We start from the raw sequence: 23917 nt of genomic DNA, 5'->3' as shown, positions 1-23917 counted from the left end.
CTCCCCCGGCAGGCCACCCCTTTCTTCCCGGTGGGGGCCTTTCCCCCCCCCCGCGATGCTGTTAGCGTTTCTGGGTCAGGGCACGACGCTCGAACTCGACGATACGCTGACGGTAATGCTCAATGGTCTGGGCAGTCATTACGCTGCGCTGATCGTCCTTGAGCTCGCCGTTGAGCTCATGGGCCAGCTTGCGCGCAGCAGCGACCATGACATCAAAGGCCTGCTTCGGATGACGCGGCCCCGGCAAGCCAAGGAAGAAGCTCACGGCTCGGGTGCTGAAGTGGTCGATGTCGTCCAGGTCGAACACACCCGGCTTGACCGCGTTGGCCATGGAGAACAGTACTTCGCCATTACCGGCCATGCTTTCGTGACGGTGGAAGATATCCATCTCGCCGAAGCGCAAACCGCTTTCGAGAATGTTCTGCAACAGGGCCGGGCCTTTGAAGCCGCCTTCGTCGCGAGAGATCACGCTGATTACCAGCACTTCTTCAACCGGTGGCAGGTCGCGCGCCTCGGTAGTGCCAAAAGCAGTACCGGTGCTACGGGTTTCATCCGGATAATCATCGTCAACGCTGGCGAACAGGTCCGGCTCGCGCTCACGCGGCTCGGCCGCCAGGTTCAGGTCGCCCTGTTGCGGCTCGCTGCCACGCTTGCGCTTGGAGGCTTTCGGCTTGCTGCTGTCGCGCTCACGCGCCGCGCTCATGGACGGCAGGTCGTGCTCGTCCAGCTCAGGTTCCTTGTGGGTGTCCAATACCCGAGGCTGGCCGATCAACTCGGCACTGTTCTCCTCATCCGGCGCATTCGAGAAGCTGCGATCCAGACGGAATTTCAGCTTGCCCTTGCCGCCACGCATGCGACGCCAGCCGTCGAAAAGAATACCGGCAATGACAATGATGCCGATGACGATCAGCCACTCGCGCAGACCGATTTCCATGTAATCCTGTGCCTCTGTAAAAAATGCTGAAAAATAAAGGGTTTAAACCCCTTTAAAACGTGGCGCCAACTCTATGTTCTGACAGGCGTTTTTACCCACGCAAAAAATAAGTGACATTAAGCTAGCACGACCAAAGATAACTTTACACCGTCTGTCGCAACTGACAGGGCCATTTAGCGCAGGTTCACGCTATATCGCCTCCAATCAGGCGTCGACCATGGCCATCGCCTCCTCCACATCAACAGCAACAAGACGCGAACAACCCGGCTCGTGCATGGTAACCCCCATCAACTGGTCCGCCATCTCCATGGCGATCTTGTTGTGGGTGATATAGATGAACTGCACCGTCTGACTCATCTCCTTGACCAGTCGGGCGTAACGACCGACGTTGGCATCGTCCAGCGGCGCATCGACTTCATCGAGCATGCAGAACGGTGCCGGGTTCAATTTGAAAATGGCAAAAACCAGGGCCAGGGCGGTCAGTGCCTTCTCCCCGCCCGAGAGCAGATGGATGGTGCTGTTCTTCTTGCCCGGTGGCCGCGCCATGATTGTTACCCCTGTATCGAGTAGATCTTCGCCCGTCAGTTCCAGGTAAGCGCTGCCGCCACCGAAAACTTTTGGGAAAAGTGCCTGTAATCCGGCATTTATCTGATCAAAGGTATCTTTGAAGCGGTTACGGGTTTCTTTATCGATCTTGCGAATGACGTTTTCCAGGGTGTCCAGCGCTTCGACCAGATCGGCGTCCTGGGCATCCAGGTAGCGCTTGCGCTCTGACTGCTGCTGATACTCGTCGATGGCCGCCAGGTTGATCGCACCCAGGCGCTGGATACGGGCATCGATGCGCTCCAGCTCCTGTTCGGCCTCTTGCTCGCTGGCGGCGTCGCTCAGGGTGCCGAGCACGCCGTGCAAATCGTAGCCGTCGGCCTGTAACTGCTCCTGGAGGGTTTTGCGCCGCACGCTCAGCCCCTGCCACTCCAGGCGGTGCTGTTCGAGCTGGCCGCGCAGCAATTGCGCTTGCTGCTCGGCCTGGGTCCGGCGTTTTTCCGCGTCACGTAGTTCGCGGTCAGCCTCATCCATATGCAGACGTGCCTGACGCATTTCGTCATCGACGCTCATGCGCTTTTCCAGCAATTCTTCGAGCTTCAGGCGCAACTCTTCCAGCGGCGCTTCGCCTTCCTCGAGGTTGAGGCTGAGCTGCTCGCGCTTTTCCGTCAGGCGCTCCGACTGCAACTCCAGGCGCTCCAGGGCCTGGCGGGTAGAGTCGTGCTGGGCACGCAGCGAACCCAGGCGCACGGCCAGCTGATGGGCGTGGTCCTTGTGTTGGCGGGCTTCCTGGCGTACCCGGTCGAGACGTTCGCGCAGGCTGTCGCGCTGGGCCAGGAGCAGCTCGCGCTGCTCGGTGTCCTGGGCCATCAGTTCGAGGGCGTCCTGCAGTTGCAGGCGCGACTCGCCGAGGTTCTCGCTTTCAAGGGCGCGCTGCTCCAGCAGCTCGGCCAGTTCTTCTTCCAGACGACGGCGGCGCAAGCTCAACTGCTCGGCACGCGCCTTGCCGGCCGACAGACGCGCATTGAACTCGCTCTGCTGACGGGCTTCGTCCTGAGTGCGACGGCGCAAGTGCTCGCGACGCTCTTCAAGCGCCTGCTGCTGTTCACGCTGCGCCTGCAATTGAGCGTCGAGCGACTCCAGCGCTGCTTCCTGCTCCTGGCGTTCAAGCCCCAAACGCTCCAATTCCTGGCCGCGTGCCAGCACCCCACCCTGGGCATCGCTGGCGCGATTGACCCGCAGGAAATGCCGACCCACCCAGTAACCATCGCGGCTGACCAGGCTCTGACCATCGCTCAAGCGGCTGCGCCGGGCCAGCGCCTGCTCAAGGTTTTCCACCGGCAGCACCTGGCCCAGCCATGGCGCCAGATCAACCCGCCCTTCAACTTTGTCGAGCAAGCTGCCGGGCATACGTGCACTTTCGCCCGTCGCGTCAAGCAAACGCAGATCGCCCTGGCTGAACGTGGCCAGGTCAAGGCTGCTGAAATCATCCACCAGCACGGCCTGCAGGTCAGCACCAAGCACGGTTTCCACCGCCAGTTCCCACCCCGGCTCGACCCGCAGGCCTTCTGCCAGACGAGGGCGCTGCTCCAGCCCCTGCTCGCGCAACCATTGCGCGGTACCGGTGCCTGGATCCAGTGCAGCCTGCTGCAACGCTTCAAGCGACGCCAGACGACCACCGAGACGCTGCAGTTCGCCCTGGGCCTGCTGTTGCGCCTGGACGGCTTCCTGCAGCTGTTCGCGCAGCGCCTCCAGTTGCTCGACCACTTGCTGCTCTTGCCCCTGCAGGTCTTCGAGCTGCAGTTCGCTGGCAGCCACCTGCTCGCTCAGTTCCAGAATCGCGGCGTCTTCAGGGTCGGCACTGAGCTGGTCGCGCTCTTCGCCCAGCTTGCGCTGGCGCTCCGCCAGACGCTCAAGGGCCTGCTCGAGTTGCTGGATGCGCGCTTGCTGCACTTCGGCTTGCCGACGTGGCTCGGCCGAGCGGGTGTTGAAGGTGTCCCACTGTTCTTGCCAGCCGTGCATGGTGCCTTCGGCTTCTTCCAGGCTCGCGGCCGACTCTTCGGCGGCAGCCAGGGTCATTTCCTGCTCGGGCTCAAGCAATTCGAGCTCTTCACCCAAGGTAGCCAGCAAGGTCCGGTCATGGCCCAGGTGCGACTCGGTCTCCAGGCGCGAGCGCTCGGCTTCCTTGAAGTCGTCCTGAAGCTGGCGCAGACGCTGCTGGCCATGCTGAATGCTCTGCTCGACGCGGGCGATATCACCGCCGACCGAATAGAAACGCCCCTGTACCTGGCCAAAGCGCTCGGAGAGTTCATGGTGGCCATCACGCAGACGCTCGATGCTGGCGTCGGCATTGCGTTGTTCGGCTACCAGAGCCTCAAAAGCCACCTCCTGGTCACCGATCACCACTTCACGCTGACTGACCTGCTGATCCAGCGCCTGCCAGCGCAATGCCGCCAGTTGCGCCTTGAGCTGGCGCTCTTCGGCTTTGTATTCCTTGTACTTCTCCGCGGCCTGGGCCTGGCGATGCAAACGTTCGAGCTGGCGCTCCAGCTCTTCGCGCAGGTCAGTCAGGCGCTCAAGGTTTTCATGGGTGCGGCGGATGCGGTTCTCGGTCTCGCGCCGACGCTCCTTGTACTTGGAAATCCCGGCCGCTTCTTCGATGAAGTTGCGCAGGTCTTCCGGCTTGGCTTCGATCAGCTTGGAGATCATCCCCTGCTCGATGATCGAATAGCTGCGCGGCCCCAGGCCGGTACCGAGGAAGATATCAGTGATGTCACGGCGCCGGCATTTGGTGCCGTTGAGGTAATAGGTGTTTTGCCCGTCGCGGGTGACTTTGCGGCGAATGGAGATTTCCGCGTAGGCGGCGTATTCCCCCACCAGAGTGCTGTCCGAATTGTCGAACACCAGTTCGATACTGGCCTGGCTCACCGGTTTGCGGCTGGTCGAGCCGTTGAAGATGACATCGGTCATCGACTCGCCGCGCAAATTCTTGGCCGAGCTTTCGCCCATCACCCAGCGCACCGCATCGATGATGTTGGACTTGCCGCAGCCATTGGGCCCGACTACCGCCGCCATGTTGCTGGGGAAGTTGACCGTGGTCGGGTCGACGAACGACTTGAACCCGGCCAGGCGAATGCACTTTAGGCGCATGCTCAGGCGGTCGCCAGAGCCGCCAGCACCAGCTCGCAGCTGCGCTGGCAGTATTCGACCAGCACCGTGCGGATGCGCACCTGATCGCGGGCAACCACGGCCTCCAGCAGGTTGGCAAACAACGCCAGGAAGTCGCTCATTTCGGCCTTGCGTTGATCCAGCGCCAGGTAATAGGCGCGGCTCATGGCCGGCTGCAGGTTCTCGACGGTTTCCTGCAGGTAAGGATTGTTGGCGAACGGATAAGCGGCGCGCATCACCGCAAAGCTTTCTTCGACGAAGGCTTTGATGTCCTGGCGTTTCAGGGCTTCGCTCAAGCGTTGCTGTATGTCGAGAAACGCCAGCAGGTCGCTTTCCTTGCGCCAGTGCTGCGCAACTGCATTGCCCAGCAGAATGTACAACTCGCCCATCAGGGTGCACAGGCTGCGCACCCCGTGCTCGTCGAGCTCGGTCACATGGGCGCCACGGCGCGGCAGGATGGTCACCAGGTGGCGGCGCTCAAGGATCAGCAAGGCCTCACGCACGGATCCGCGACTGACGTTCAAAGCCTGGGTGACCTTCTGTTCCTGAATACGCTCAGCAGGCTTGAGCTCGCCGCGGATGATCCGTTCGGCCAGGTAGTGGGCAATTTGCTCGGAGAGGCTGTCCGGCGCCTTGAACGTCATGGTTTTCCTTCAAAATCATTGAACTGTGCAAAGGGCGCAATTGTAGCGTACTTGCCCCGGCGCCGCGCAGGGGCCTGAAGGCAGAAGTTGGCACGAATGACGCAAAAGATTCGCCATGACTACAGCAGACTATGCTCTATAGAGAAGCGCCTGTGGCGGGTGGGTAATGGCATGTAAATTTTCCTGACCCAAAAGTCAGAAATTTGTTGACCTAAAAATCAAGTCTGCTTACAGTCCGCTCAACAACAATAAACCGCGTGTGAGGCCTTCCGTGATCCAGTTTCTATTAAACCAGGAGCTGCGCAGTGAGCATGCCCTGGATCCCAACCTGACTGTGCTGCAATACCTGCGCGAGCACTTGGGCAAGTCCGGTACCAAGGAAGGCTGCGCCAGCGGCGATTGTGGTGCCTGCACCGTAGTGGTCGGCGAACTGGCCGAGGACGACAGCGGCCGCGAGCATATCCGCTACCGCAGCCTGAACTCGTGCCTGACGTTCGTTTCCTCCCTGCACGGCAAGCAATTGATCAGCGTCGAAGGCCTCAAACATCAAGGCCAACTGCACAGCGTGCAGCAGGCCATGGCCGATTGCCACGGCTCGCAGTGCGGTTTCTGTACCCCAGGTTTTGTCATGTCGCTGTTTGCCCTGCAAAAGAACAGCGATGCACCGGACCTGCACAAGGCCCAGGAAGCGCTGGCCGGCAACCTCTGCCGTTGCACCGGTTACCGCCCGATCCTCGCCGCCGCCGAACAATCCTGCTGCCAGGCCAAGCCTGACCAGTTTGACAGCAACCAGGCACAGACCATCTCCCGCCTCAAAGCCATTGCCCCGAGCGAAACCGGTGAACTCAACAGCGGTGACAAGCGCTGCCTGGTGCCGCTGACCGTGGCCGACCTTGCCGATCTCTATGGTTCGCACCCCGAAGCACGCTTGCTTGCCGGCGGCACCGACCTGGCGCTGGAAGTCACTCAGTTCCACAAAACCCTGCCGGTGATGATCTACGTCGGCAACGTCGCCGAACTCAAACGCATCGAGACCTTCGACGAGCACCTGGAGATCGGTGCGGCCACGCCGTTGACCGACTGCTACGACGCCTTGAGCCGCGAATACCCGGACTTCGGCGAACTGCTGCACCGTTTCGCCTCCCTGCAGATCCGCAACCAGGGCACCCTGGGTGGCAACATCGGCAACGCCTCGCCGATCGGTGACTCCCCGCCCCTGCTGATCGCCCTGGATGCACAGGTGGTCCTGCGCAAAGGCGACAGCACTCGCACCCTGGCGCTGGAAGACTATTTCATCGACTACCGGATCACCGCCCGCCAGGAAAGCGAGTTCATCGAGAAGATCATTGTGCCGCGCGCCAGCAGCGCCTGGACGTTCCGCGCCTATAAGGTCTCCAAGCGCCTGGACGACGATATTTCCGCCGTGTGCGCGGCCTTCAACCTGCGCATCGAAAACGGCGTGATCGAAGCGGCACGTATTGCCTTCGGCGGCATGGCCGCGATTCCAAAACGGGCCCGCGCCTGTGAAGCCGCCCTGGTGGGCAAAGTCTGGAACCAGGCCAGCGTCGAACGTGCCTGCCAGGCATTGGGCGAAGACTTCACCCCGCTGTCGGATTTCCGCGCCAGCAAGGAATACCGCTTGCTCAGCGCGCAGAACCTGCTGCGCAAATGCTTCATCGAACTGCAAACGCCGCACATCGAGACTCGGGTGACCGCTTATGTCTAACCATCACGTCGCCAAAAGCCAGGCGGAAATGGCCGAATTGTTCAGCCAGGACCTGACCACCGGTGTCGGCCGCAGCATCAAGCACGACAGCGCCGACAAGCAGGTCAGCGGTGAAGCACAGTACATTGACGACCGCCTGGAATTCCCCAACCAGTTGCACGTGTATGCACGCATGTCCGATCGCGCGCATGCGCGGGTGCTGAAGATCGACACCAGCCCCTGCTATGCCTTCGAGGGTGTGCGCATCGCCATCACCCACGAAGACATTCCGGGCCTCAAGGACATCGGTGCGATCATGCCGGGTGATCCGCTGCTGGCCATCGACAAGGTCGAATTCGTCGGCCAGCCGGTGCTCGCCGTCGCCGCCCGCGACCTGGACACCGCACGTCGCGCGGCAATGGCTGCGATCGTCGAATACGAAGACCTGGAGCCGGTGCTCGACGTGGTCGAGGCCCTGCACAAGCGCCACTTCGTGCTGGACAGTCACACCCACAAACGCGGCGACTCGGCCACTGCCCTGGCGAGCGCGCCGCATCGTCTGCAAGGTACTTTGCACATCGGCGGCCAGGAACACTTCTACCTGGAAACCCAGATCTCTTCGGTGATGCCTACCGAAGACGACGGCATGATCGTCTATTGCTCGACCCAGAACCCTACCGAGGTGCAGAAACTGGTCGCCGAAGTGCTCGACGTGCCGATGAACAAGGTACAGGTCGACATGCGCCGTATGGGCGGCGGCTTCGGCGGCAAGGAAACCCAGGCGGCAAGCCCGGCGTGCCTGTGCGCGGTGATCGCGCGCCTGACCGGCCAGCCGACCAAGATGCGCCTGCCGCGGGTCGAGGACATGCTGATGACCGGCAAGCGTCATCCGTTCTACGTCGAGTACGACGTCGGTTTCGACGACAGCGGCCGCCTGCACGGTATCAACCTGGAGCTGGCCGGCAACTGCGGCTACTCGCCAGACCTTTCGGCATCCATCGTCGACCGCGCCATGTTCCACTCCGACAACGCCTATTACCTCGGCGACGCCACGGTCAACGGTCACCGCTGCAAGACCAACACCGCATCGAACACCGCCTACCGAGGCTTCGGCGGCCCACAGGGGATGGTCGCCATCGAAGAGGTGATGGACCATATCGCCCGCAACCTGGCACTCGACCCGCTAGAGGTGCGCAAGGCCAACTACTACGGCAAAACCGAGCGTAACGTCACCCACTACTACCAGACCGTCGAGCACAACATGCTCGAGGAAATGACCGCAGAACTGGAAGCCAGCGCCGACTACCATGAGCGCCGCGAATCGATCCGCCGCTTCAACGCCCACAGCCCGATCCTGAAGAAAGGCCTGGCGCTGACTCCGGTGAAGTTCGGCATTTCGTTCACCGCCAGCTTCCTCAACCAGGCCGGCGCGCTGGTACACGTCTACACCGACGGCAGCATCCACCTCAACCATGGCGGCACCGAGATGGGTCAAGGCCTCAATACCAAGGTTGCGCAGGTAGTGGCCGAGGTGTTCCAGGTCGACTTCCAGCGCGTGCAGATCACTGCAACCAACACCGAAAAAGTGCCGAACACCTCGCCGACAGCGGCCTCCTCCGGCGCCGACCTGAACGGCAAGGCGGCGCAGAACGCGGCAGAGACGATCAAGAAGCGCCTGGTCGAGTTCGCTGCGCGGCAGTACAAGGTGACCGAAGAAGACGTCGAGTTCCGCAACAATCATGTACGTATCCGCGACGAGATCGTCAGCTTCGACGCACTGATCCAGCAGGCTTATTTTGCTCAGGTATCGTTGTCGAGCACCGGCTTCTACAAGACCCCGAAAATCTACTACGACCGCAGCCAGGCGCGTGGCCGCCCGTTCTACTACTTCGCCTTCGGCGCGGCCTGTGCCGAAGTCATCGTCGACACCCTGACCGGCGAATACAAGATGCTGCGCACCGACATCCTGCATGACGTCGGCGCCTCGCTGAACCCGGCCATCGACATCGGCCAGGTGGAAGGCGGCTACGTCCAGGGCATGGGTTGGCTGACCACCGAGGAGCTGGTGTGGAACGCCAAAGGCAAGCTGATGACCAACGGCCCGGCCAGCTACAAGATCCCGGCAGTGGCCGATATGCCCATCGATTTTCGCGTGAAGCTGGTGGAAAACCGCAAGAACCCGGAAGACACCGTGTTCCATTCCAAGGCTGTCGGCGAGCCGCCGTTCATGCTCGGCATCGCCGCCTGGTGCGCAATCAAGGACGCCGTCGCCAGTCTCGCGGACTACCGCGTGCATCCGCAGATCGATGCACCGGCCACGCCTGAACGGGTGCTGTGGGGTTGCGAGCAAATGCGCAAGGCGGTGGCGGCTCAGCAGCCGGCTGCCGAGGTTGAGACCGTAGCACCGTAGTGTGCTCATCGCGGGGCAAGCCCGCTCCCACCGGGAGACTGCTGTGGGAGCGGGCTTGTCCCGCGATCAAAGAGGCAATTTGACTATGCACACCTGGATCAACGCCCTCGCCGACCTGCAAGCCCGCGGTGAAGCCTGCGTACTGGTAACCATCATCGAAGAACGCGGTTCGACGCCACGTAATGCCGGCTCGAAGATGGTGGTCAGCGCCGAACAGCTGTTCGACACCATTGGCGGCGGCCACCTTGAATACAAGGCGATGAAGATCGCCCGCGACATGCTCGCCGAGCGTCGTGAATCCCCCCACCTTGAGCGTTTCAGTCTCGGCGCCAGTCTTGGCCAGTGCTGCGGCGGCGCTACCGTACTGCTGTTCGAGCCCATGGGCCAGGTGCAGGCGCAAATCGCCGTGTTCGGCGCAGGCCATGTCGGCCGCGCTCTGGTACCCTTGCTCGCCGCGCTGCCCTGCCGGGTGCGCTGGATCGATTCGCGCGAGCAGGAGTTTCCCGAGCACATTCCGGCCGGGGTCAGCAAAATCGTCAGTGAAGAGCCGGTCGATGAAGTCGACGACCTGCCCGCTGGCAGCTATTGCATCGTCATGACCCACAATCACCAGTTGGACCTGGAACTGACTGCTGCAATCCTCAAACGCAATGACTTCACCTGGTTCGGCCTGATTGGCTCGAAAACCAAACGGGTCAAGTTTGAACACCGCCTGCGTGAACGCGGCTACACCGAGGAGCGCCTGCAACGCATGCGTTGCCCCATGGGCCTGGCCGAGGTCAAGGGCAAGCTGCCGATCGAGATTGCCGTGTCGATTGCCGCCGAAATCATTGCCACCTACAACGCCAGCTTCGGCCAGCACGACACTGCTGCCAATGCCGGCCCCATTGCCCAATTGCTGCCGCCCTCTCGGCGCAGCCAAGCCATATGACGAGAGCCCTATGAGCGCAACCCGCAAAGCCTACCGTGCCGCCATCCTGCACAGCATCGCCGACCCTGCCGAAGTCGGTGTCGAAGCGTCCTACCAGTATTTCGAAGACGGCCTGCTGCTGATCGACAACGGCAAGATCAGCGCCCTGGGTCACGCCAGCGATCTGCTGCCGACCCTGCCGGCAGACATCGAGGTGCAGCACTATCAGGATGCCCTGATCACCCCGGGCTTTATCGACACCCATATCCATTTCCCGCAGACCGGCATGATCGGTTCCTACGGTGAGCAACTGCTGGACTGGCTCAACACTTACACCTTCCCGTGCGAGAAGCAGTTTGCCGACAAGGCACATGCCGACAAGGTCGCGAAGATCTTTGTCGAAGAACTGCTGCGCAACGGCACTACCACCGCCCTGGTGTTTGGTAGCGTGCACCCCGAGTCGGTCAACGCCTTCTTCGAAGAAGCCGAACGCCTGGACCTGCGGATGATCGCCGGCAAGGTGATGATGGACCGCAATGCCCCCGACTACCTGACCGACACCGCTGAATCGGGCTACACCGAAAGCAAGGCGCTGATCGAACGCTGGCACGGCAAGGGTCGCCTGCACTACGCCGTGACCCCACGCTTCGCCCCGACCAGCACCCCGGAACAACTGGCGCTGGCCGGGCAACTGCTGGGCGAATTCCCCGACCTGTACATGCACACTCACTTGAGCGAAAACCTCAAGGAGATCGACTGGGTCAAGGAACTGTTCCCCGAGCGCAAGGGCTACCTGGACGTCTACGATCACTTCAAGCTGCTCGGCGAGCGCTCGGTGTTCGCCCATGGCGTGCACCTGTGCGACGAAGAGTGCCAGCGCCTGGCCGAAACCGGTTCGGCCGTGGCCTTCTGCCCGACCTCCAACCTGTTCCTCGGCAGTGGCCTGTTCAATCTGCCGCAGGCGGAGAAGTTCAAGGTCAAGGTCGGCCTGGGTACCGACGTCGGTGCCGGCACCAGCTTCTCGCTGCTCAACACGCTCAACGAGGCCTACAAGGTAATGCAGCTGCAAGGCGCGCGCCTGAGCCCGTTCAAATCGCTGTACCTGGCCACTCTTGGCGGTGCTCAGGCGCTGAGCCTGGATGACCGCATCGGCAGCCTCAAGCCTGGCAACGACGCCGACTTCCTGGTGCTCGACTACAAGGCTACGCCGTTGATGGACTACCGCATCCAGCAATCGAACAGCATCGACGAGACCCTGTTCGTGCTGATGACCCTGGGCGACGACCGTACCGTCAAGCAGACCTTTGCCGCCGGGCGTTGCGTACACCAGCGTTAACCAGCAAAAACATCGCGGGGCAAGCCCGCTCCCACAGGTTCGAGTAACTCCTGTGGGAGCGGGCTTGCCCCGCGAATGTTTTGAGCCGGTTATCAGCCCTTGATCGGCACCGAACTGCCGCGCTTCTTGGTCTGCAACAAATGCGAGAACACCGCATGCAGATCATCCGAAGCGCTGTCCTCGTCGAGGTTGAGCTTGCTGTCGATGTGATCCATGTGGTGCATCATCAGGCTGACCGCCTGATTGACGTCACGGGCCTCGATGGCGTCGATCAGTTGCATGTGCTCATCGTAAGAGCAGTGCGAGCGGTTGCCGCTTTCGTACTGGGCGATGATCAACGACGTCTGCGACACCAGGCTGCGCTGGAAGCTGATCAACGGGGCATTGCCTGCAGCTTCAGCCAGCTTCAGGTGGAATTCGCCAGACAGGCGAATACCGGCACCACGGTCGCCCCGGGAGAAGCTGTCGCGCTCTTCACGCACCATCTGACGCAGCTCGTTGAGCTGCTCGGCGGTGGCGTGCTCGACCGCAAGCTCGGTGATGGCGCGCTCAACCATGCGCCGCGAGAAAAACACCTGGCGGGCTTCTTCAACGGTCGGGCTGGCCACCACGGCACCGCGGTTAGGCCGCAGCAGCACCACGCTTTCATGGGCCAGACGCGACAGCGCACGACGAATGATGGTGCGGCTGACGCCAAAGATCTCGCCCAGGGCTTCCTCACTCAACTTGGTACCCGGCGCCAGACGCTGCTCAAGAATGGCCTCGAAAATGTGCGCGTAGACGATGTCGTCCTGGGTTCCGCTGCGCCCGGCCTTGCCGGTACGCACTGGTTTCTTGAGAGGTTGCAGCTGTTCGTTCATGGGCACTCGAGCACGGGGATCGGCCTGTCGGACCCTGACTGTAATACCAGCCAGTGGGGCGGAGGCAAGTCTTGGTAAGAAAATTAAACGATTAAGGTATGGGCACATTGTACACAGCCGCAGCGATTTCTGCAGGGGGTGATGGCCTTTATAGCGATGCGGCGAAATTATTTGCGCACAGCAACGAAAACATTATTTGCATTCTTTGTATACAAACGCATAATCCATCCGTGCAACTTCCTGACTCAGAAGTCAACAAACGGTCCGGTCGCCTGCCATCCCATCCGCCTCACAGAGCTTCCCAGTGCGTGCGCAGGACTGGCTCTGAAAAACAAGAAAAGACTTGAGGAGTACACGCTGTGGAAAGCCGCAAATCCGAAGCCCCTACGCTGGATCTTGCCCCACCGCTCGAAACGAGCTGGCTGGAGCGGATTTTCAAACTCAAGCTACATGGCACCACCGTCAAAACCGAAATGATCGCCGGGTTGACCACCTTTATCACCATGGCCTACATCATCTTCGTCAACCCCAACATCATGGCCGATGCCGGCATCGATCACGGCGCGGCTTTTGTCGCCACCTGTATCGCCGCTGCCCTGGGCTGCCTGTTGATGGGCCTGTATGCCAACTGGCCGGTGGGCCTGGCACCGGGCATGGGGCTCAACGCCTTCTTTACCTATACCGTGGTCGGGACCATGGGCTACACCTGGGAGGCGGCGCTGGGCGCAGTATTCGTCTCCGGGGTGCTGTTCATGCTGCTGACACTGTCGCGGGTGCGTGAATGGCTGCTCAACAGCATTCCCGTTAGCCTGCGTCATGCAATGGGTGCCGGCGTCGGATTGTTTCTCGGACTGATCGGTCTTAAAACTGCCGGAATTGTCGTCGACAGCCCGGCCACCCTGATCAAGCTCGGCTCTCTGCATGAGCCTGGCCCGCTGCTGGCGGCGATCTGCTTTTTGATGATCGCAGTACTCAGCTATCACCGGGTGTTCGGCGCGATCCTGATCAGCATCATCAGCGTCACCCTCGCCGGCTGGGGTCTGGGCCTGGTCGAGTACGGCGGCCTGTTCTCGCTGCCACCGAGCCTGGCACCGACCTGGATGGCCATGGATGTCGCGGGTGTGTTCAACGTCAGCATGATCGCCGTGGTCTTTGCCTTCCTCTTCGTGCACATGTTCGACACCGCCGGCACCCTGATGGGCGTTGCCCAGCGGGCCAACCTGGTGAATGCCGACGGACGTATCGAAAACCTCTCGCGGGCATTGAAGGCTGACAGTGCTTCAAGTGTGTTCGGTGCAGTGGTGGGCGTACCGCCGGTTACCAGTTACGTGGAAAGCGCTGCGGGGGTTGCCGCTGGTGGCCGTACCGGCCTGACAGCGGTAGTGGTCGGACTGTTCTTCATCGCCGCGATGTTCTTCGCACCGCTGGCCGGGATGATTCCCGCCTATGCCACGGCGGGTGCGCTGATCTATGTTGCGATGCTGATGATGGGCAGCATGGCTCACATCAACTGGGATGAAGCTACCGACAGCATTCCGGCGATCGTCACCGCAATCATGATGCCGCTGACCTTCTCGGTTGCCGACGGTATTGCCCTGGGCTTTATCACCTATGTGGTGCTCAAGGCCGGTACCGGTCGTTTCAGCGAGATCTCGGCAAGCCTGTGGGTACTGACGGCGATCTTCATTGCCAAGTTTGTGTTCCTGTAAGCAGCACTGCAGCCAGACAAAGCCTCACCTTCGGGTGGGGCTTTTTTGTTCATGGCGCACAACCCCTGTAGGAGCGGATTCATCCGCGATGGGGCGCGCAGCGGCCCAAGACGCTGGGACTGCCATGCAATCCATCGCGGATAAATCCGCTCCTACGAAAACCCAGGCAAAAAAAAGCCCGCAGTGTGAGCGGGCAAGGACCTACGAAGATTCTTCTAGCGACCAACTAGCTTCCGCGATAGGTCGAGTAACTGTACGGCGAGATCAACAGCGGTACGTGGTAGTGATCCTGCTCGGCGCTGATACCAAAACGCAGCACCACGACATCCAGGAACGCATGCTCAGGCAACTGCACGCCACGGGCGCGGTAGTAGTCGCCGGCATTGAACTGCAGCTGGTAGACGCCGCTGCGGTAATCGTCACCTTGCAACAGTGGCGCGTCGCAACGGCCATCGCTGTTGGTCAGGGTGGTGTGCACCAGCTCAAGCTGCTGGCCTTCAACCCGGTACAGCTCGACTTTGATCGAGCTGCCAGGGCAGCCATGAGCGGCATCCAGTACATGCGTGGTCAAACGTCCCATTGCTTGCTCGCCTCTGTTCTATCTGTGGGCAAAAAGTCCCGTACGCCGGCGTCAGGAGACCCGACAACGTACGGCTGTCGGATTATTAAGACATTTTTCTGTAAAATTGTACACAATAATTAGGTATTCTTTCCTGGCACGCCCCTCACCTTCTGTAAATACGCCATCAGTCGCAAAACCACGCTACTGGCCGACGGGCGCGTCATTAACTGACCAATTGGGCAGGTTTCTTGCAGAGGGTTTCTGAGGGTAAAAACAGGAAGAAATTGGAAAAAACAGGCTTACAAACCGCAAACAAAGTTGTATACAATCATCTCATCGTCGTGGGCAGTACCCTACAGGGCGCCACGCCATCCGTTTACACGTATAAGAAGGAAGACTGCAGTGAGCGCTGACTATCCTCGCGACCTGATCGGTTACGGCAATACCCCACCCCATCCGCGCTGGCCGGGGAATGCCCGCATCGCTTTGTCTTTCGTGCTCAATTATGAAGAAGGTGGTGAACGCAACATTCTTCACGGGGACAAGGAATCGGAAGCCTTCCTCTCGGAAATGGTTGCCGCCCAGCCCCTCCAGGGCGCTCGTAACATGAGCATGGAATCGCTCTACGAGTACGGCAGCCGCGCCGGCGTCTGGCGCCTGCTCAAGCTGTTCAAGGACACTGGCGTACCGCTGACCATTTTCGCCGTCGCCATGGCCGCCCAGCGTCACCCCGACGTGATCCGCGCCATGGTCGAAGCCGGCCACGAAATCTGCAGCCACGGCTACCGCTGGATAGACTACCAGAACATGGATGAGGCCCAGGAGCGCGAGCACATGCTCGAAGCCATCCGCATCCTCACCGAACTGACTGGCGAGCGTCCGCTGGGCTGGTACACCGGCCGCACCGGGATCAACACCCGCCGCCTGGTGATGGAGGAAGGTGGCTTCCTCTATGACAGCGACACCTACGACGACGACCTGCCCTACTGGGAACCGAACAACCCGACCGGCAAGCCGCACCTGGTGATCCCTTACACCCTGGACACCAACGACATGCGCTTCACCCAGGTCCAGGGTTTCAACTGCGGCGAGCAGTTCTTCCAGTACCTCAAGGATGCCTTTGACGTCCTCTACGAAGAAGGCGCCGAAGCACCGAAGATGCTCTCCATCGGCCTGCACTGCCGCCTGATTGGCCGCCCTGCTCGCCTGGCTGCGCTCAAGCGCTTCATCGAGTACGCCAAGAGCCATGAGCAGGTCTGGTTCACCCGGCGCGTGGACATCGCCCGTCACTGGCATGCCACCCACCCTTACAAAGCCGAGAACGCCCAATGACCGCTTTCAAAACCCTCAAACCTTCGTCCCTGGAGCGCAGCGCGTTCGTCGAAGCCTTCGCCGACATCTACGAGCACTCGCCGTGGGTCGCCGAGAAGGCCTACGACCTCGGCCAACTGCAGGAAATCGACCAGATCGAAGCCCTGCATCAGCGCATGAGCGACATCCTGTTGAGTGCCGATCACGCCGCCCAGCTGGCCCTGATCAACGCTCACCCGGACCTCGCCGGTAAAGCCGCGATCCAGGGTGAACTGACCGAATCGAGCACCAACGAACAGGCCGGCGCCGGTATCCACCAGTGCACCGCCGAAGAGTTCGAACGCTTCACCGAACTCAACGATGCCTACAAAGAGAAGTTCAAGTTCCCGTTCATCATGGCGGTAAAAGGCAGCAACCGGCACCAGATCCTCGCCTCGTTCGAGAAGCGCATTCACAACTCGGCCGAAGCCGAGTTCAAGGAAGCGCTGGCGCAGATCAACCTGATTGCCCTGTTCCGCCTGCTGCAACTTTAAGGGTAGGCCCGGCCTTACCCTCCACAACACAGAATAAAGAGAATCCGCATGCGCACTTTAGTGATTGAGCCCTTGAGCAAAGAAGCCTTCGCCCCTTTCGGTGACGTGATCGAAACCGACGGCAGCGACCACTTCATGATCAACAACGGTTCGACCATGCGCTTCCACAAGCTGGCAACGGTACAAACCGCCCAGCCCGAGGACAACGCGATCATCAGCATCTTCCGCGCCGACGCGCAGGACATGCCGCTGACCGTTCGCATGCTGGAGCGCCATCCGCTGGGCAGCCAGGCTTTCATTCCGCTGCTCGGCAACCCCTTTCTGATCGTGGTCGCGCCCGTTGGCGATGCACCTGTATCAGGTCTTGTCCGCGCTTTCATCAGCAATGGAAAGCAGGGCATCAATTACCATCGCGGCGTCTGGCACCACCCGGTGCTGACGATCGAAAAGCGGGATGACTTCCTGGTGGTTGATCGCAGTGGCACTGGCAATAACTGCGATGAGCATTTTTTCAATGAGGATGAGCAACTGATCCTCGCCCCCCACCAATAAGAGAAGACCTGAGCGCCCGGCTACAGGGTGCCAGGGTAGAGGTAAAGACTGTGGAAGCACATCTGTTGGAATGGCTGAACCTGAGCGTGCGTTGGGTTCACATGATCACTGGCGTGGCATGGATTGGCGCGTCGTTCTATTTTGTCTGGCTGGAAAACAACCTCAACCGGGCCAACCCGCGCGATGGTCTGTCCGGCGATCTCTGGGCGATTCACGGTGGCGGGATCTACCACCTGGAGAAGTACAAGCTGGCTCCGCCGAAAATGCCGGAGAACCTGCACTGGTTCAAATGGGAAGCCTACTTCACCTGGATGTCGGGTATTGCCCTGCTGTGCCTGGTGTTCTACTGGAACCCGACCCTGTACCTGCTGGCCCCTGGCAGCACCCTGAGCGGCGCTGAAGGTATCGCCATCGGTGTCGGCTCGCTGATCGCCGGCTGGTTCATCTATGACTTCCTTTGCGACTCGCCACTGGGCAAGCGCCCTGGCCTGCTCGGCCTGGTGCTGTTTGTTCTGGTGATTGCCGCCTGTTACGGTTTCAGCCAGGTGTTCAGCGGTCGTGGTGCGTACCTGCACACCGGCGCGATCATCGGCACCATCATGGTCGGTAACGTGTTCCGCATCATCATGCCGGCTCAGCGTCAGCTGGTCGCCGCCATCGAAGCCAACCAGACTCCGGACCCGCTCCTGCCAGCCAAGGGCCTGTTGCGTTCGCGGCACAACAACTACTTCACCCTGCCGGTGCTGTTCATCATGATCAGCAACCACTTCCCGAGCACCTACGGCAGCCAGTACAACTGGCTGATCCTGGCCGGTATCGCAGTGGCTGCAGTGTTGGTTCGTCACTACTTCAACACCCGTCACGACAGCAACAAATACGCCTGGACCCTGCCGGTCGGTGCCCTGTCGATGATCTGCCTGGCCTACGTCACTGGCCCTGCGCCAATGCCGACCGCGCCTGAGCAGGCCGCCGCCAAGGTCGAGTACCAACCGCTGCCGGAAACCGCTCTGGGTGGCAAGACCGCTGCCGAAAAAGCCGCAGAGAAAGCTGCCGAGCCTGCCCAGGCCGCTGCCCCTGCCGAAGCGCCGGCCGCCAATGTCGCCAAACTCGACGATGCCGGTTTCGACAAGATCCACAGCGTCATCCAGGAACGTTGCGCCGTGTGCCATTCGGCCAAGCCGACCAGCCCACTGTTCAGCGCTGCACCTGCCGGGGTAATGCTCGACACCCCGCAACAGATCCAGCAACAGGCCGCGCGCATCCAGGCACAGGCTGTCGCCACGCAGATCATGCCGCTGGGCAACATCACCCAGATGACCCAGCAGGAACGTGAACTGATTGGCGCCTGGATCGCCAAAGGTGCTCCAACGAACTAAGTAACAGGCTTCACGCGGCAAGCTACAAGCTGCAAGCCAGGCGCCACCACCTGCTTCTCCTCGAGGCGTGGCGCTTGAAGCTTGCAGTTCTAAAGAATAAAAACAAAACCGAGGTGTTGCATGTCCGAGTCACGCAAGGCGTACATCCCCGTTGCGCCCCCACGACAGCCACTGCCAATGCTCCAACTGTTCCTGGTGGGTCTACAACATGTCTTGCTGATGTACGGAGGCGCGATTGCCGTGCCCTTGATCATCGGCCAGGCCGCCGGCCTTTCTCGTGAAGAAGTCGCTTTCCTGATCAATGCCGACCTGCTGGTCGCTGGTGTCGCCACCATCGTCCAGTCGTTCGGCATTGGCGCAGTTGGCATCCGCATGCCGGTCATGATGGGTGCAAGCTTTGCTGCAGTCGGCAGCATGGTGGCCATGGCCGGTATGCCCGGTGTCGGTCTGCAAGGTATCTTCGGTGCGACCATTGCCGCCGGTTTCTTCGGCATGCTGATCGCCCCGTTCATGTCCAAGGTGGTGCGTTTCTTCCCACCACTGGTGACCGGCACGGTCATCACCTCGATTGGTCTGTCGCTGTTTCCGGTTGCCGTCAACTGGGCCGGTGGCGGTGCCAGCGCCGAAACCTTCGGCTCCCCTATCTACCTGATCGTCGCCGGCCTGGTGCTGGCGACCATCCTCCTGGTCAACCGCTTCATGCGCGGTTTCTGGGTCAATGTCTCGGTGCTGATCGGCATGGGCCTGGGTTACATCCTCGCCGGCTCCATCGGCATGGTTGACCTCTCCGGCCTCGACGACGCGCCCTGGGTGCAAGTCGTGACGCCGCTGCACTTCGGCATGCCGACCTTCAGCCTGGCACCGATCCTGTCCATGTGCCTGGTGGTGGTGATCATCTTCGTCGAGTCCACCGGCATGTTCCTCGCCCTGGGCAAGGTCACTGACCGCGAAGTTACCCCGGGCATGTTGCGCCGCGGCCTGATGTGCGACGCCGGTGCCTCCTTCGTTGCCGGTTTCTTCAACACCTTCACTCACTCCTCCTTTGCCCAGAACATCGGCCTGGTGCAGATGACCGGCGTGCGCTGCCGCTACGTCACCGTGGTGGCCGGTGGTTTCCTGATCCTGCTCAGCCTGCTGCCCAAGGCCGCCTTCCTGATCGCCTCGATTCCGCCTGCGGTACTGGGCGGCGCCTCCATTGCCATGTTCGGCATGGTCGCGGCCACCGGCATCAAGATCCTCCAGGAAGCCGACATCGCCGACCGCCGCAACCAGCTGCTGGTCGCCGTCAGCGTCGGCATGGGCCTGATTCCGGTGGTGCGTCCGGAGTTCTTCGCACAGATGCCACAGTGGATGGAACCGATCACCCACAGCGGGATTGCCATGGCCACGGTCAGCGCGCTGATCCTCAACCTGTTGTTCAACATCCTGGGCGGCGCCGAACGCGCAGCGCACAACGACGCCGCCCACCAGCACTGAGCCTTTGGGCGGCACATGCCGCCCGGTAGCACCCGAGCAATACGCAGGACCGTCGACCCGTGGGAGCGGGTCGGCCGGGGCGCCTCGCGCCGAAAAACCCAAAACCAACAATAACAAAGCCGGGAATCACAACATGAAAGGCATCACCACTTCCCTCCTGTTGGGTAGCAGTCTGCTGGCCGCTTTGCCAGCTAGCGCTGAGGACCTGCTGCTGTGGCACACCAACAGCCTCTCCTACCTCTACGGCAAGGACTTCCAGGTCAACCCTGCAATCCAGCAGACGGTGACCTTCGAACACGCCAACAAGTGGAAATACGGCGACACCTTCCTGTTCATCGACAAGATCTTCTACAACGGCGGTACCGACCGCAACAAAGGCAACAACACCTACTACGGTGAGTTCAGCCCGCGTCTGTCGCTCGGCAAGATCTTCGATCAAAAGTTCGAGTTCGGTCCGATCAAGGACGTGCTGATCGCCATGACCTACGAGTCGGGCGAAGGCGACAACGAGGCCTATTTGATCGGCCCTGGCTTCGACCTGGCGATTCCCGGCTTCAACTACTTCACCCTCAACATCATGCAGCGCAACACCGAGGGCAGCCGTCCGGGTGACCGCGTCTGGCAGATTACCCCGACCTTTTCCTACACCATTCCCGTAGGCCGCTCTGACATCCTCGTCGATGGCTACATGGACTGGGTGGTCGATAACGACTCGACCCGCCGCGGCACTTACCACGCCAACCTGCAGTTCAACCCACAGGTCAAATACGACCTGGGCAAGGCGCTGAACCTGGGCGCCAAGCAGTTGTACGTGGGTATCGAATACAGCTACTGGAAAGACAAATACGGTATTGAGAACAGTGGACGCCTGGATACCAATCAGAGCGTTACCAGCGCCCTGGTTAAGGTTCACTTCTAAAACCTGACCAAACGCACAGTTTTAGCCACACCTGCTCCAGGAAGGAGCACTTGAGGACCCGCGCGCAAGCCAGTAATCTGCGCGCCCTCTCGATCAGGGCAGGAGGGATCCTGCCTGCGTTTGCTGACCGCTCAGTCAATGAATTCGGGCGGTTGGCAAGCGTCACGCCAACCTGAAACACCCTTTTTCAGCTGTTCAGAAAGACGTCGAGCAGGATTGTTGTGCCGTAACGGAAAGTTGGCGCAGCTCTTGCCAAATTGTTGTGGCTAATCGAAAAAAACTGACTCAAAAGACAAGTATTTGAACTCAACGGTGCCGCTCAGAGTACCGACAACAGATTCAATCAAGGGAGCAACACAGCGATGCGCATGACCAATAGCCTGATTCTCGCCGGTGGCCTGCTGGCAGCCAGCACGGCGGCCACCGCCGGTGATCTGCTGCAATGGCAGAACAACAGCCTGACCTACCTGTGGGGCAAGAACTTCGCGGTCAACCCGGAAATCCAGCAGACCGTGACCTTCGAGCACGCCGATGCCTGGAAGTACGGCGATAACTTCATCTTCGTCGACAAGATCTTCTACAACGGTGACAAGGACTTCAACAACGGTCCGAACACCTACTACGGCGAGATTCAACCGCGCCTGTCGTTTGGCAAGATCTTCGACCAGAAGCTGGAGTTCGGCCCGATCAAGGACGTGCTGCTGGCCATGACCTACGAATTTGGTGAGGGCGATACCGAGTCCTACCTGATCGGTCCTGGTTTCGACCTGGCAATCCCGGGCTTCGACTACTTCCAGCTGAACTTCTACCAGCGCAACACCGAAGGCAGCCGTGCCGGCGACAACGTCTGGCAGATCACCCCGGTCTGGTCGTACACCATTCCTGTGGGCAAGTCCGACATCCTCATCGATGGTTTCATGGACTGGGTTGTGGATAACGACGCCACCAGCCGCCGCGGCACCTACCACGCCAACCTGCACTTCAACCCGCAGGTCAAATATGACCTCGGCAAGGCGCTGAACTGGGGCGAGAAGCAGTTGTACGTTGGTTTCGAGTACGACTACTGGAAGAACAAGTACGGCATCAAGGACAGCGATGCCTTCGATACCGATCAGAACACTGCGAGCTTCCTGGTCAAAGTGCATTTTTGAGAGGTGCGATCGCGGGGCAAGCCCGCTCCTACCGGGATGGTGGGAGCGGGCTCGCCCCGCGATGAGGCCATCAGCCTTTCACTGATCGCCAAATCTTGCCAACAACAGCCACCACCGCCAGTACCACGGCGCCGGCCACAATCCCCACCCCGCCATTGAGCAAGGCGCCGGTCAACGCCCCGCCCCGCCCTTCGCTGAAGGCTTCGATGGCATGATGCAGCGGCGCCACGCCATGCACCAGAATCCCGCCGCCAACCAGAAACATCGCCGCAGTACCGATCACCGACAGGCTTTTCATCATGTACGGCGCTGCACGCAGGATGCCGTTGCCCAGCACCTGTGCCGCGCGCGAGGCTTTCTGGGTCAGCCACAAGCCCAGGTCATCGAGTTTGACGATACCGGCAACCAGGCCATACACGCCGATGGTCATGACAATCGCAATGCCCGACAGCACGATGATCTGCTGGCTCAGCGGCGCAGCGGCAACGATGCCCAGGGTGATGGCAATGATCTCTGCCGAGAGGATGAAGTCGGTACGAATCGCGCCCTTGATCTTGGTTTGCTCGAAGGCCACCAGATCAACCGCCGGATCTGCCACCGCCTCGACCCTGGCCTCATGCTCGGCCTGTTCTTCAGCCTTGCTGTGCAAGAACTTGTGGGCGAGCTTTTCGAAGCCCTCGAAGCACAGGAACGCGCCGCCGATCATCAGCAGCGGCGTGACGGCCCAAGGGATGAACGCACTGATCAACAGCGCCGCCGGCACCAGGATCAGTTTGTTGACGAACGAGCCCTTGGCCACCGCCCAGACCACCGGGATCTCCCGCTCGGCACGCACGCCGGTGACCTGCTGGGCATTGAGCGCCAGGTCGTCACCCAGTACCCCGGCGGTTTTTTTCGCCGCGACCTTGGTCATTACCGAAACGTCGTCGAGTACCGTGGCGATATCGTCGATCAATACCAGAAGACTGCTTCCTGCCATGTTTGCCTGATTCCAGCGGGTTGAGTGGCGCTCAGTCTAGCTCAAAGTCGCCACCTTGAGCCCCTTGCAAACGCGGTGCTACCATGCGCAACCGCCCTTTCAGGCCCGAGGATTAGCGTCAACCATGAGCAGCATTCGCGAGCGCAACAAAGAACTGATCCTGCGCGCGGCCAGTGAAGAGTTCGCCGACAAGGGCTTCGCCGCCACCAAGACCAGCGACATCGCGGCCAAGGCCGGGCTGCCCAAGCCGAACGTCTACTACTACTTCAAGTCCAAGGAAAACCTCTACCGCGAGGTTCTGGAAAGCATCATCGAGCCGATCATGCAGGCATCGACGCCATTCAATGCCGACGGTGACCCCAAGGAAGTATTGAGCGCCTACATCCGCTCGAAAGTACTGATCTCCCGCGACTTGCCGTTTGCCTCCAAAGTATTCGCCAGCGAGATCATGCACGGCGCCCCGCACCTGAGCCCGAGCCAGGTCGAACAGCTCAACGAGCAGGCCCGGCACAACATCGAGTGCATCCAGGCCTGGATCGACCGCGGCCAGATTGCTGCGGTAGACCCGCATCATCTGATGTTCAGCATCTGGGCGGCGACCCAGACCTACGCGGATTTCGACTGGCAGATCTCGGTGGTTACCGGTAAAGCCAAGCTTGAAGACAGCGATTATGAGGCGGCGACGCAGACCATTATTCGTCTGGTGCTCAAGGGGTGTGAGCCCGACTCCTGATAAGTGAACGGGTGGGAGCGGGGGGGGGGGGGGGGGGGGGGGGGGGGGGGGGGGGGGGGGGGGGGAAGGGGGGGGGGAGAAGAAGGACAAGCAGAGGCGTGGCGCA

General features: G+C 60.7%; 19 protein-coding genes. 13 read left to right on the top strand and 6 right to left on the bottom strand.

What is annotated here, in order from left to right:
• Positions 1-61 precede the first annotated feature (61 nt).
• The 3 genes from zipA to ACO6VD_RS17740 all read right to left on the bottom strand — a co-directional run bounded on the left by zipA (position 62) and on the right by ACO6VD_RS17740 (position 5289).
• Positions 62-934 (bottom strand): cell division protein ZipA, encoded by an 873-nt coding sequence (gene zipA / locus ACO6VD_RS17750; protein ID WP_400172707.1) that lies wholly within the window; start codon positions 932-934, stop codon positions 62-64.
• Between the two features lie 204 nt (positions 935-1138).
• Positions 1139-4627 (bottom strand): chromosome segregation protein SMC, encoded by a 3489-nt coding sequence (gene smc / locus ACO6VD_RS17745; protein ID WP_422420945.1) that lies wholly within the window; start codon positions 4625-4627, stop codon positions 1139-1141.
• Positions 4628-4629: 2 nt separating this feature from the next.
• Positions 4630-5289, bottom strand: a complete 660-nt coding sequence (locus ACO6VD_RS17740; RefSeq protein ID WP_422420943.1) for a GntR family transcriptional regulator — start codon at positions 5287-5289, stop codon at positions 4630-4632.
• Positions 5290-5560: 271 nt separating this feature from the next.
• Between ACO6VD_RS17740 and xdhA the strand changes: the two genes are divergently transcribed.
• The 4 genes from xdhA to guaD all read left to right on the top strand — a co-directional run bounded on the left by xdhA (position 5561) and on the right by guaD (position 11650).
• Positions 5561-7015, top strand: a complete 1455-nt coding sequence (gene xdhA, locus ACO6VD_RS17735; protein WP_422420941.1) for a xanthine dehydrogenase small subunit — start codon at positions 5561-5563, stop codon at positions 7013-7015.
• Complete coding sequence (gene xdhB / locus ACO6VD_RS17730; protein ID WP_422420939.1) at positions 7008-9404, top strand: xanthine dehydrogenase molybdopterin binding subunit; 2397 nt, start codon at positions 7008-7010, stop codon at positions 9402-9404. The genes xdhA and xdhB overlap by 8 nt, the downstream gene beginning before the upstream one ends.
• An 85-nt stretch (positions 9405-9489) precedes the next feature.
• Positions 9490-10335, top strand: a complete 846-nt coding sequence (gene xdhC, locus ACO6VD_RS17725; protein WP_400172703.1) for a xanthine dehydrogenase accessory protein XdhC — start codon at positions 9490-9492, stop codon at positions 10333-10335.
• 10 nt (positions 10336-10345) lie between these two features.
• Positions 10346-11650 (top strand): guanine deaminase, encoded by a 1305-nt coding sequence (guaD, locus tag ACO6VD_RS17720; protein WP_422420936.1) that lies wholly within the window; start codon positions 10346-10348, stop codon positions 11648-11650.
• A gap of 92 nt (positions 11651-11742) precedes the next feature.
• Here the strand turns inward: guaD and ACO6VD_RS17715 are convergent, their stop codons facing one another.
• The gene (locus ACO6VD_RS17715; protein WP_038613226.1) at positions 11743-12510 is read right to left on the bottom strand and encodes a GntR family transcriptional regulator; all 768 of its coding nucleotides are present in this window, start codon (positions 12508-12510) and stop codon (positions 11743-11745) included.
• 359 nt (positions 12511-12869) lie between these two features.
• Between ACO6VD_RS17715 and ACO6VD_RS17710 the strand changes: the two genes are divergently transcribed.
• Complete coding sequence (locus ACO6VD_RS17710) at positions 12870-14219, top strand: NCS2 family permease (protein WP_038613228.1); 1350 nt, start codon at positions 12870-12872, stop codon at positions 14217-14219.
• 226 nt (positions 14220-14445) lie between these two features.
• Here the strand turns inward: ACO6VD_RS17710 and uraH are convergent, their stop codons facing one another.
• The gene (uraH, locus tag ACO6VD_RS17705; RefSeq protein WP_038613230.1) at positions 14446-14799 is read right to left on the bottom strand and encodes a hydroxyisourate hydrolase; all 354 of its coding nucleotides are present in this window, start codon (positions 14797-14799) and stop codon (positions 14446-14448) included.
• Positions 14800-15183: 384 nt separating this feature from the next.
• Between uraH and puuE the strand changes: the two genes are divergently transcribed.
• The 7 genes from puuE (at position 15184) to ACO6VD_RS17670 (ending at position 22099) form a co-directional block, all read left to right on the top strand.
• Positions 15184-16113 carry an allantoinase PuuE gene (gene puuE, locus ACO6VD_RS17700; protein WP_157193432.1) on the top strand — a complete coding sequence of 310 codons (930 nt, stop codon included), beginning with the start codon at positions 15184-15186 and terminating at the stop codon, positions 16111-16113.
• On the top strand, positions 16110-16625 hold the full coding sequence (gene uraD / locus ACO6VD_RS17695; protein WP_038613234.1) for a 2-oxo-4-hydroxy-4-carboxy-5-ureidoimidazoline decarboxylase: 516 nt from the start codon (positions 16110-16112) through the stop codon (positions 16623-16625). Before puuE ends, uraD begins: the two co-directional genes overlap by 4 nt.
• A gap of 48 nt (positions 16626-16673) precedes the next feature.
• On the top strand, positions 16674-17177 hold the full coding sequence (locus ACO6VD_RS17690; RefSeq protein ID WP_422420933.1) for an ureidoglycolate lyase: 504 nt from the start codon (positions 16674-16676) through the stop codon (positions 17175-17177).
• A 50-nt stretch (positions 17178-17227) separates the two neighbouring features.
• Complete coding sequence (locus ACO6VD_RS17685) at positions 17228-18553, top strand: urate hydroxylase PuuD (protein ID WP_422420931.1); 1326 nt, start codon at positions 17228-17230, stop codon at positions 18551-18553.
• A gap of 120 nt (positions 18554-18673) precedes the next feature.
• Complete coding sequence (locus tag ACO6VD_RS17680) at positions 18674-20029, top strand: nucleobase:cation symporter-2 family protein (protein ID WP_400172699.1); 1356 nt, start codon at positions 18674-18676, stop codon at positions 20027-20029.
• Between the two features lie 133 nt (positions 20030-20162).
• Positions 20163-20948 carry an outer membrane protein OmpK gene (locus ACO6VD_RS17675; RefSeq protein WP_400172698.1) on the top strand — a complete coding sequence of 262 codons (786 nt, stop codon included), beginning with the start codon at positions 20163-20165 and terminating at the stop codon, positions 20946-20948.
• Between the two features lie 362 nt (positions 20949-21310).
• Entirely contained in the window at positions 21311-22099 is a 789-nt protein-coding gene (locus ACO6VD_RS17670) for an outer membrane protein OmpK (protein WP_422420929.1), read from the top strand.
• 70 nt (positions 22100-22169) lie between these two features.
• Here ACO6VD_RS17670 and ACO6VD_RS17665 read toward each other — a convergent pair whose 3' ends face one another.
• A complete protein-coding gene (locus ACO6VD_RS17665) occupies positions 22170-23078 on the bottom strand; it encodes a DUF808 domain-containing protein (protein WP_422420927.1) in 909 nt (302 codons plus the stop codon).
• 124 nt (positions 23079-23202) lie between these two features.
• Between ACO6VD_RS17665 and ACO6VD_RS17660 the strand changes: the two genes are divergently transcribed.
• The gene (locus ACO6VD_RS17660; RefSeq protein WP_422420926.1) at positions 23203-23811 is read left to right on the top strand and encodes a TetR/AcrR family transcriptional regulator; all 609 of its coding nucleotides are present in this window, start codon (positions 23203-23205) and stop codon (positions 23809-23811) included.
• The last annotated feature ends 106 nt before the right edge of the window (positions 23812-23917 follow it).

The sequence above is a fragment of the Pseudomonas sp. GZD-222 genome, from assembly GCF_049310525.1.
GTDB lineage: Bacteria > Pseudomonadota > Gammaproteobacteria > Pseudomonadales > Pseudomonadaceae > Aquipseudomonas.
Note: the sequence above shows the minus strand (reverse complement) of the source record. Positions and strands in the feature narration are given on the sequence as shown.

What these genes read in the sequence shown, in the direction of transcription:
- uraH (WP_038613230.1), bottom strand. Translation starts at nt 14,799, where the DNA reads ATGGGACGTTTGACCACGCATGTACTGGATGCCGCTCATGGCTGCCCT.
- ACO6VD_RS17690 (WP_422420933.1), top strand. Translation starts at nt 16,674, where the DNA reads ATGCGCACTTTAGTGATTGAGCCCTTGAGCAAAGAAGCCTTCGCCCCT.
- ACO6VD_RS17675 (WP_400172698.1), top strand. Translation starts at nt 20,163, where the DNA reads ATGAAAGGCATCACCACTTCCCTCCTGTTGGGTAGCAGTCTGCTGGCC.
- smc (WP_422420945.1), bottom strand. Translation starts at nt 4,627, where the DNA reads ATGCGCCTAAAGTGCATTCGCCTGGCCGGGTTCAAGTCGTTCGTCGAC.
- ACO6VD_RS17665 (WP_422420927.1), bottom strand. Translation starts at nt 23,078, where the DNA reads ATGGCAGGAAGCAGTCTTCTGGTATTGATCGACGATATCGCCACGGTA.
- uraD (WP_038613234.1), top strand. Translation starts at nt 16,110, where the DNA reads ATGACCGCTTTCAAAACCCTCAAACCTTCGTCCCTGGAGCGCAGCGCG.
- ACO6VD_RS17670 (WP_422420929.1), top strand. Translation starts at nt 21,311, where the DNA reads ATGCGCATGACCAATAGCCTGATTCTCGCCGGTGGCCTGCTGGCAGCC.
- ACO6VD_RS17740 (WP_422420943.1), bottom strand. Translation starts at nt 5,289, where the DNA reads ATGACGTTCAAGGCGCCGGACAGCCTCTCCGAGCAAATTGCCCACTAC.
- zipA (WP_400172707.1), bottom strand. Translation starts at nt 934, where the DNA reads ATGGAAATCGGTCTGCGCGAGTGGCTGATCGTCATCGGCATCATTGTC.
- ACO6VD_RS17680 (WP_400172699.1), top strand. Translation starts at nt 18,674, where the DNA reads ATGTCCGAGTCACGCAAGGCGTACATCCCCGTTGCGCCCCCACGACAG.
- guaD (WP_422420936.1), top strand. Translation starts at nt 10,346, where the DNA reads ATGAGCGCAACCCGCAAAGCCTACCGTGCCGCCATCCTGCACAGCATC.
- xdhB (WP_422420939.1), top strand. Translation starts at nt 7,008, where the DNA reads ATGTCTAACCATCACGTCGCCAAAAGCCAGGCGGAAATGGCCGAATTG.
- ACO6VD_RS17660 (WP_422420926.1), top strand. Translation starts at nt 23,203, where the DNA reads ATGAGCAGCATTCGCGAGCGCAACAAAGAACTGATCCTGCGCGCGGCC.
- xdhC (WP_400172703.1), top strand. Translation starts at nt 9,490, where the DNA reads ATGCACACCTGGATCAACGCCCTCGCCGACCTGCAAGCCCGCGGTGAA.
- ACO6VD_RS17715 (WP_038613226.1), bottom strand. Translation starts at nt 12,510, where the DNA reads ATGAACGAACAGCTGCAACCTCTCAAGAAACCAGTGCGTACCGGCAAG.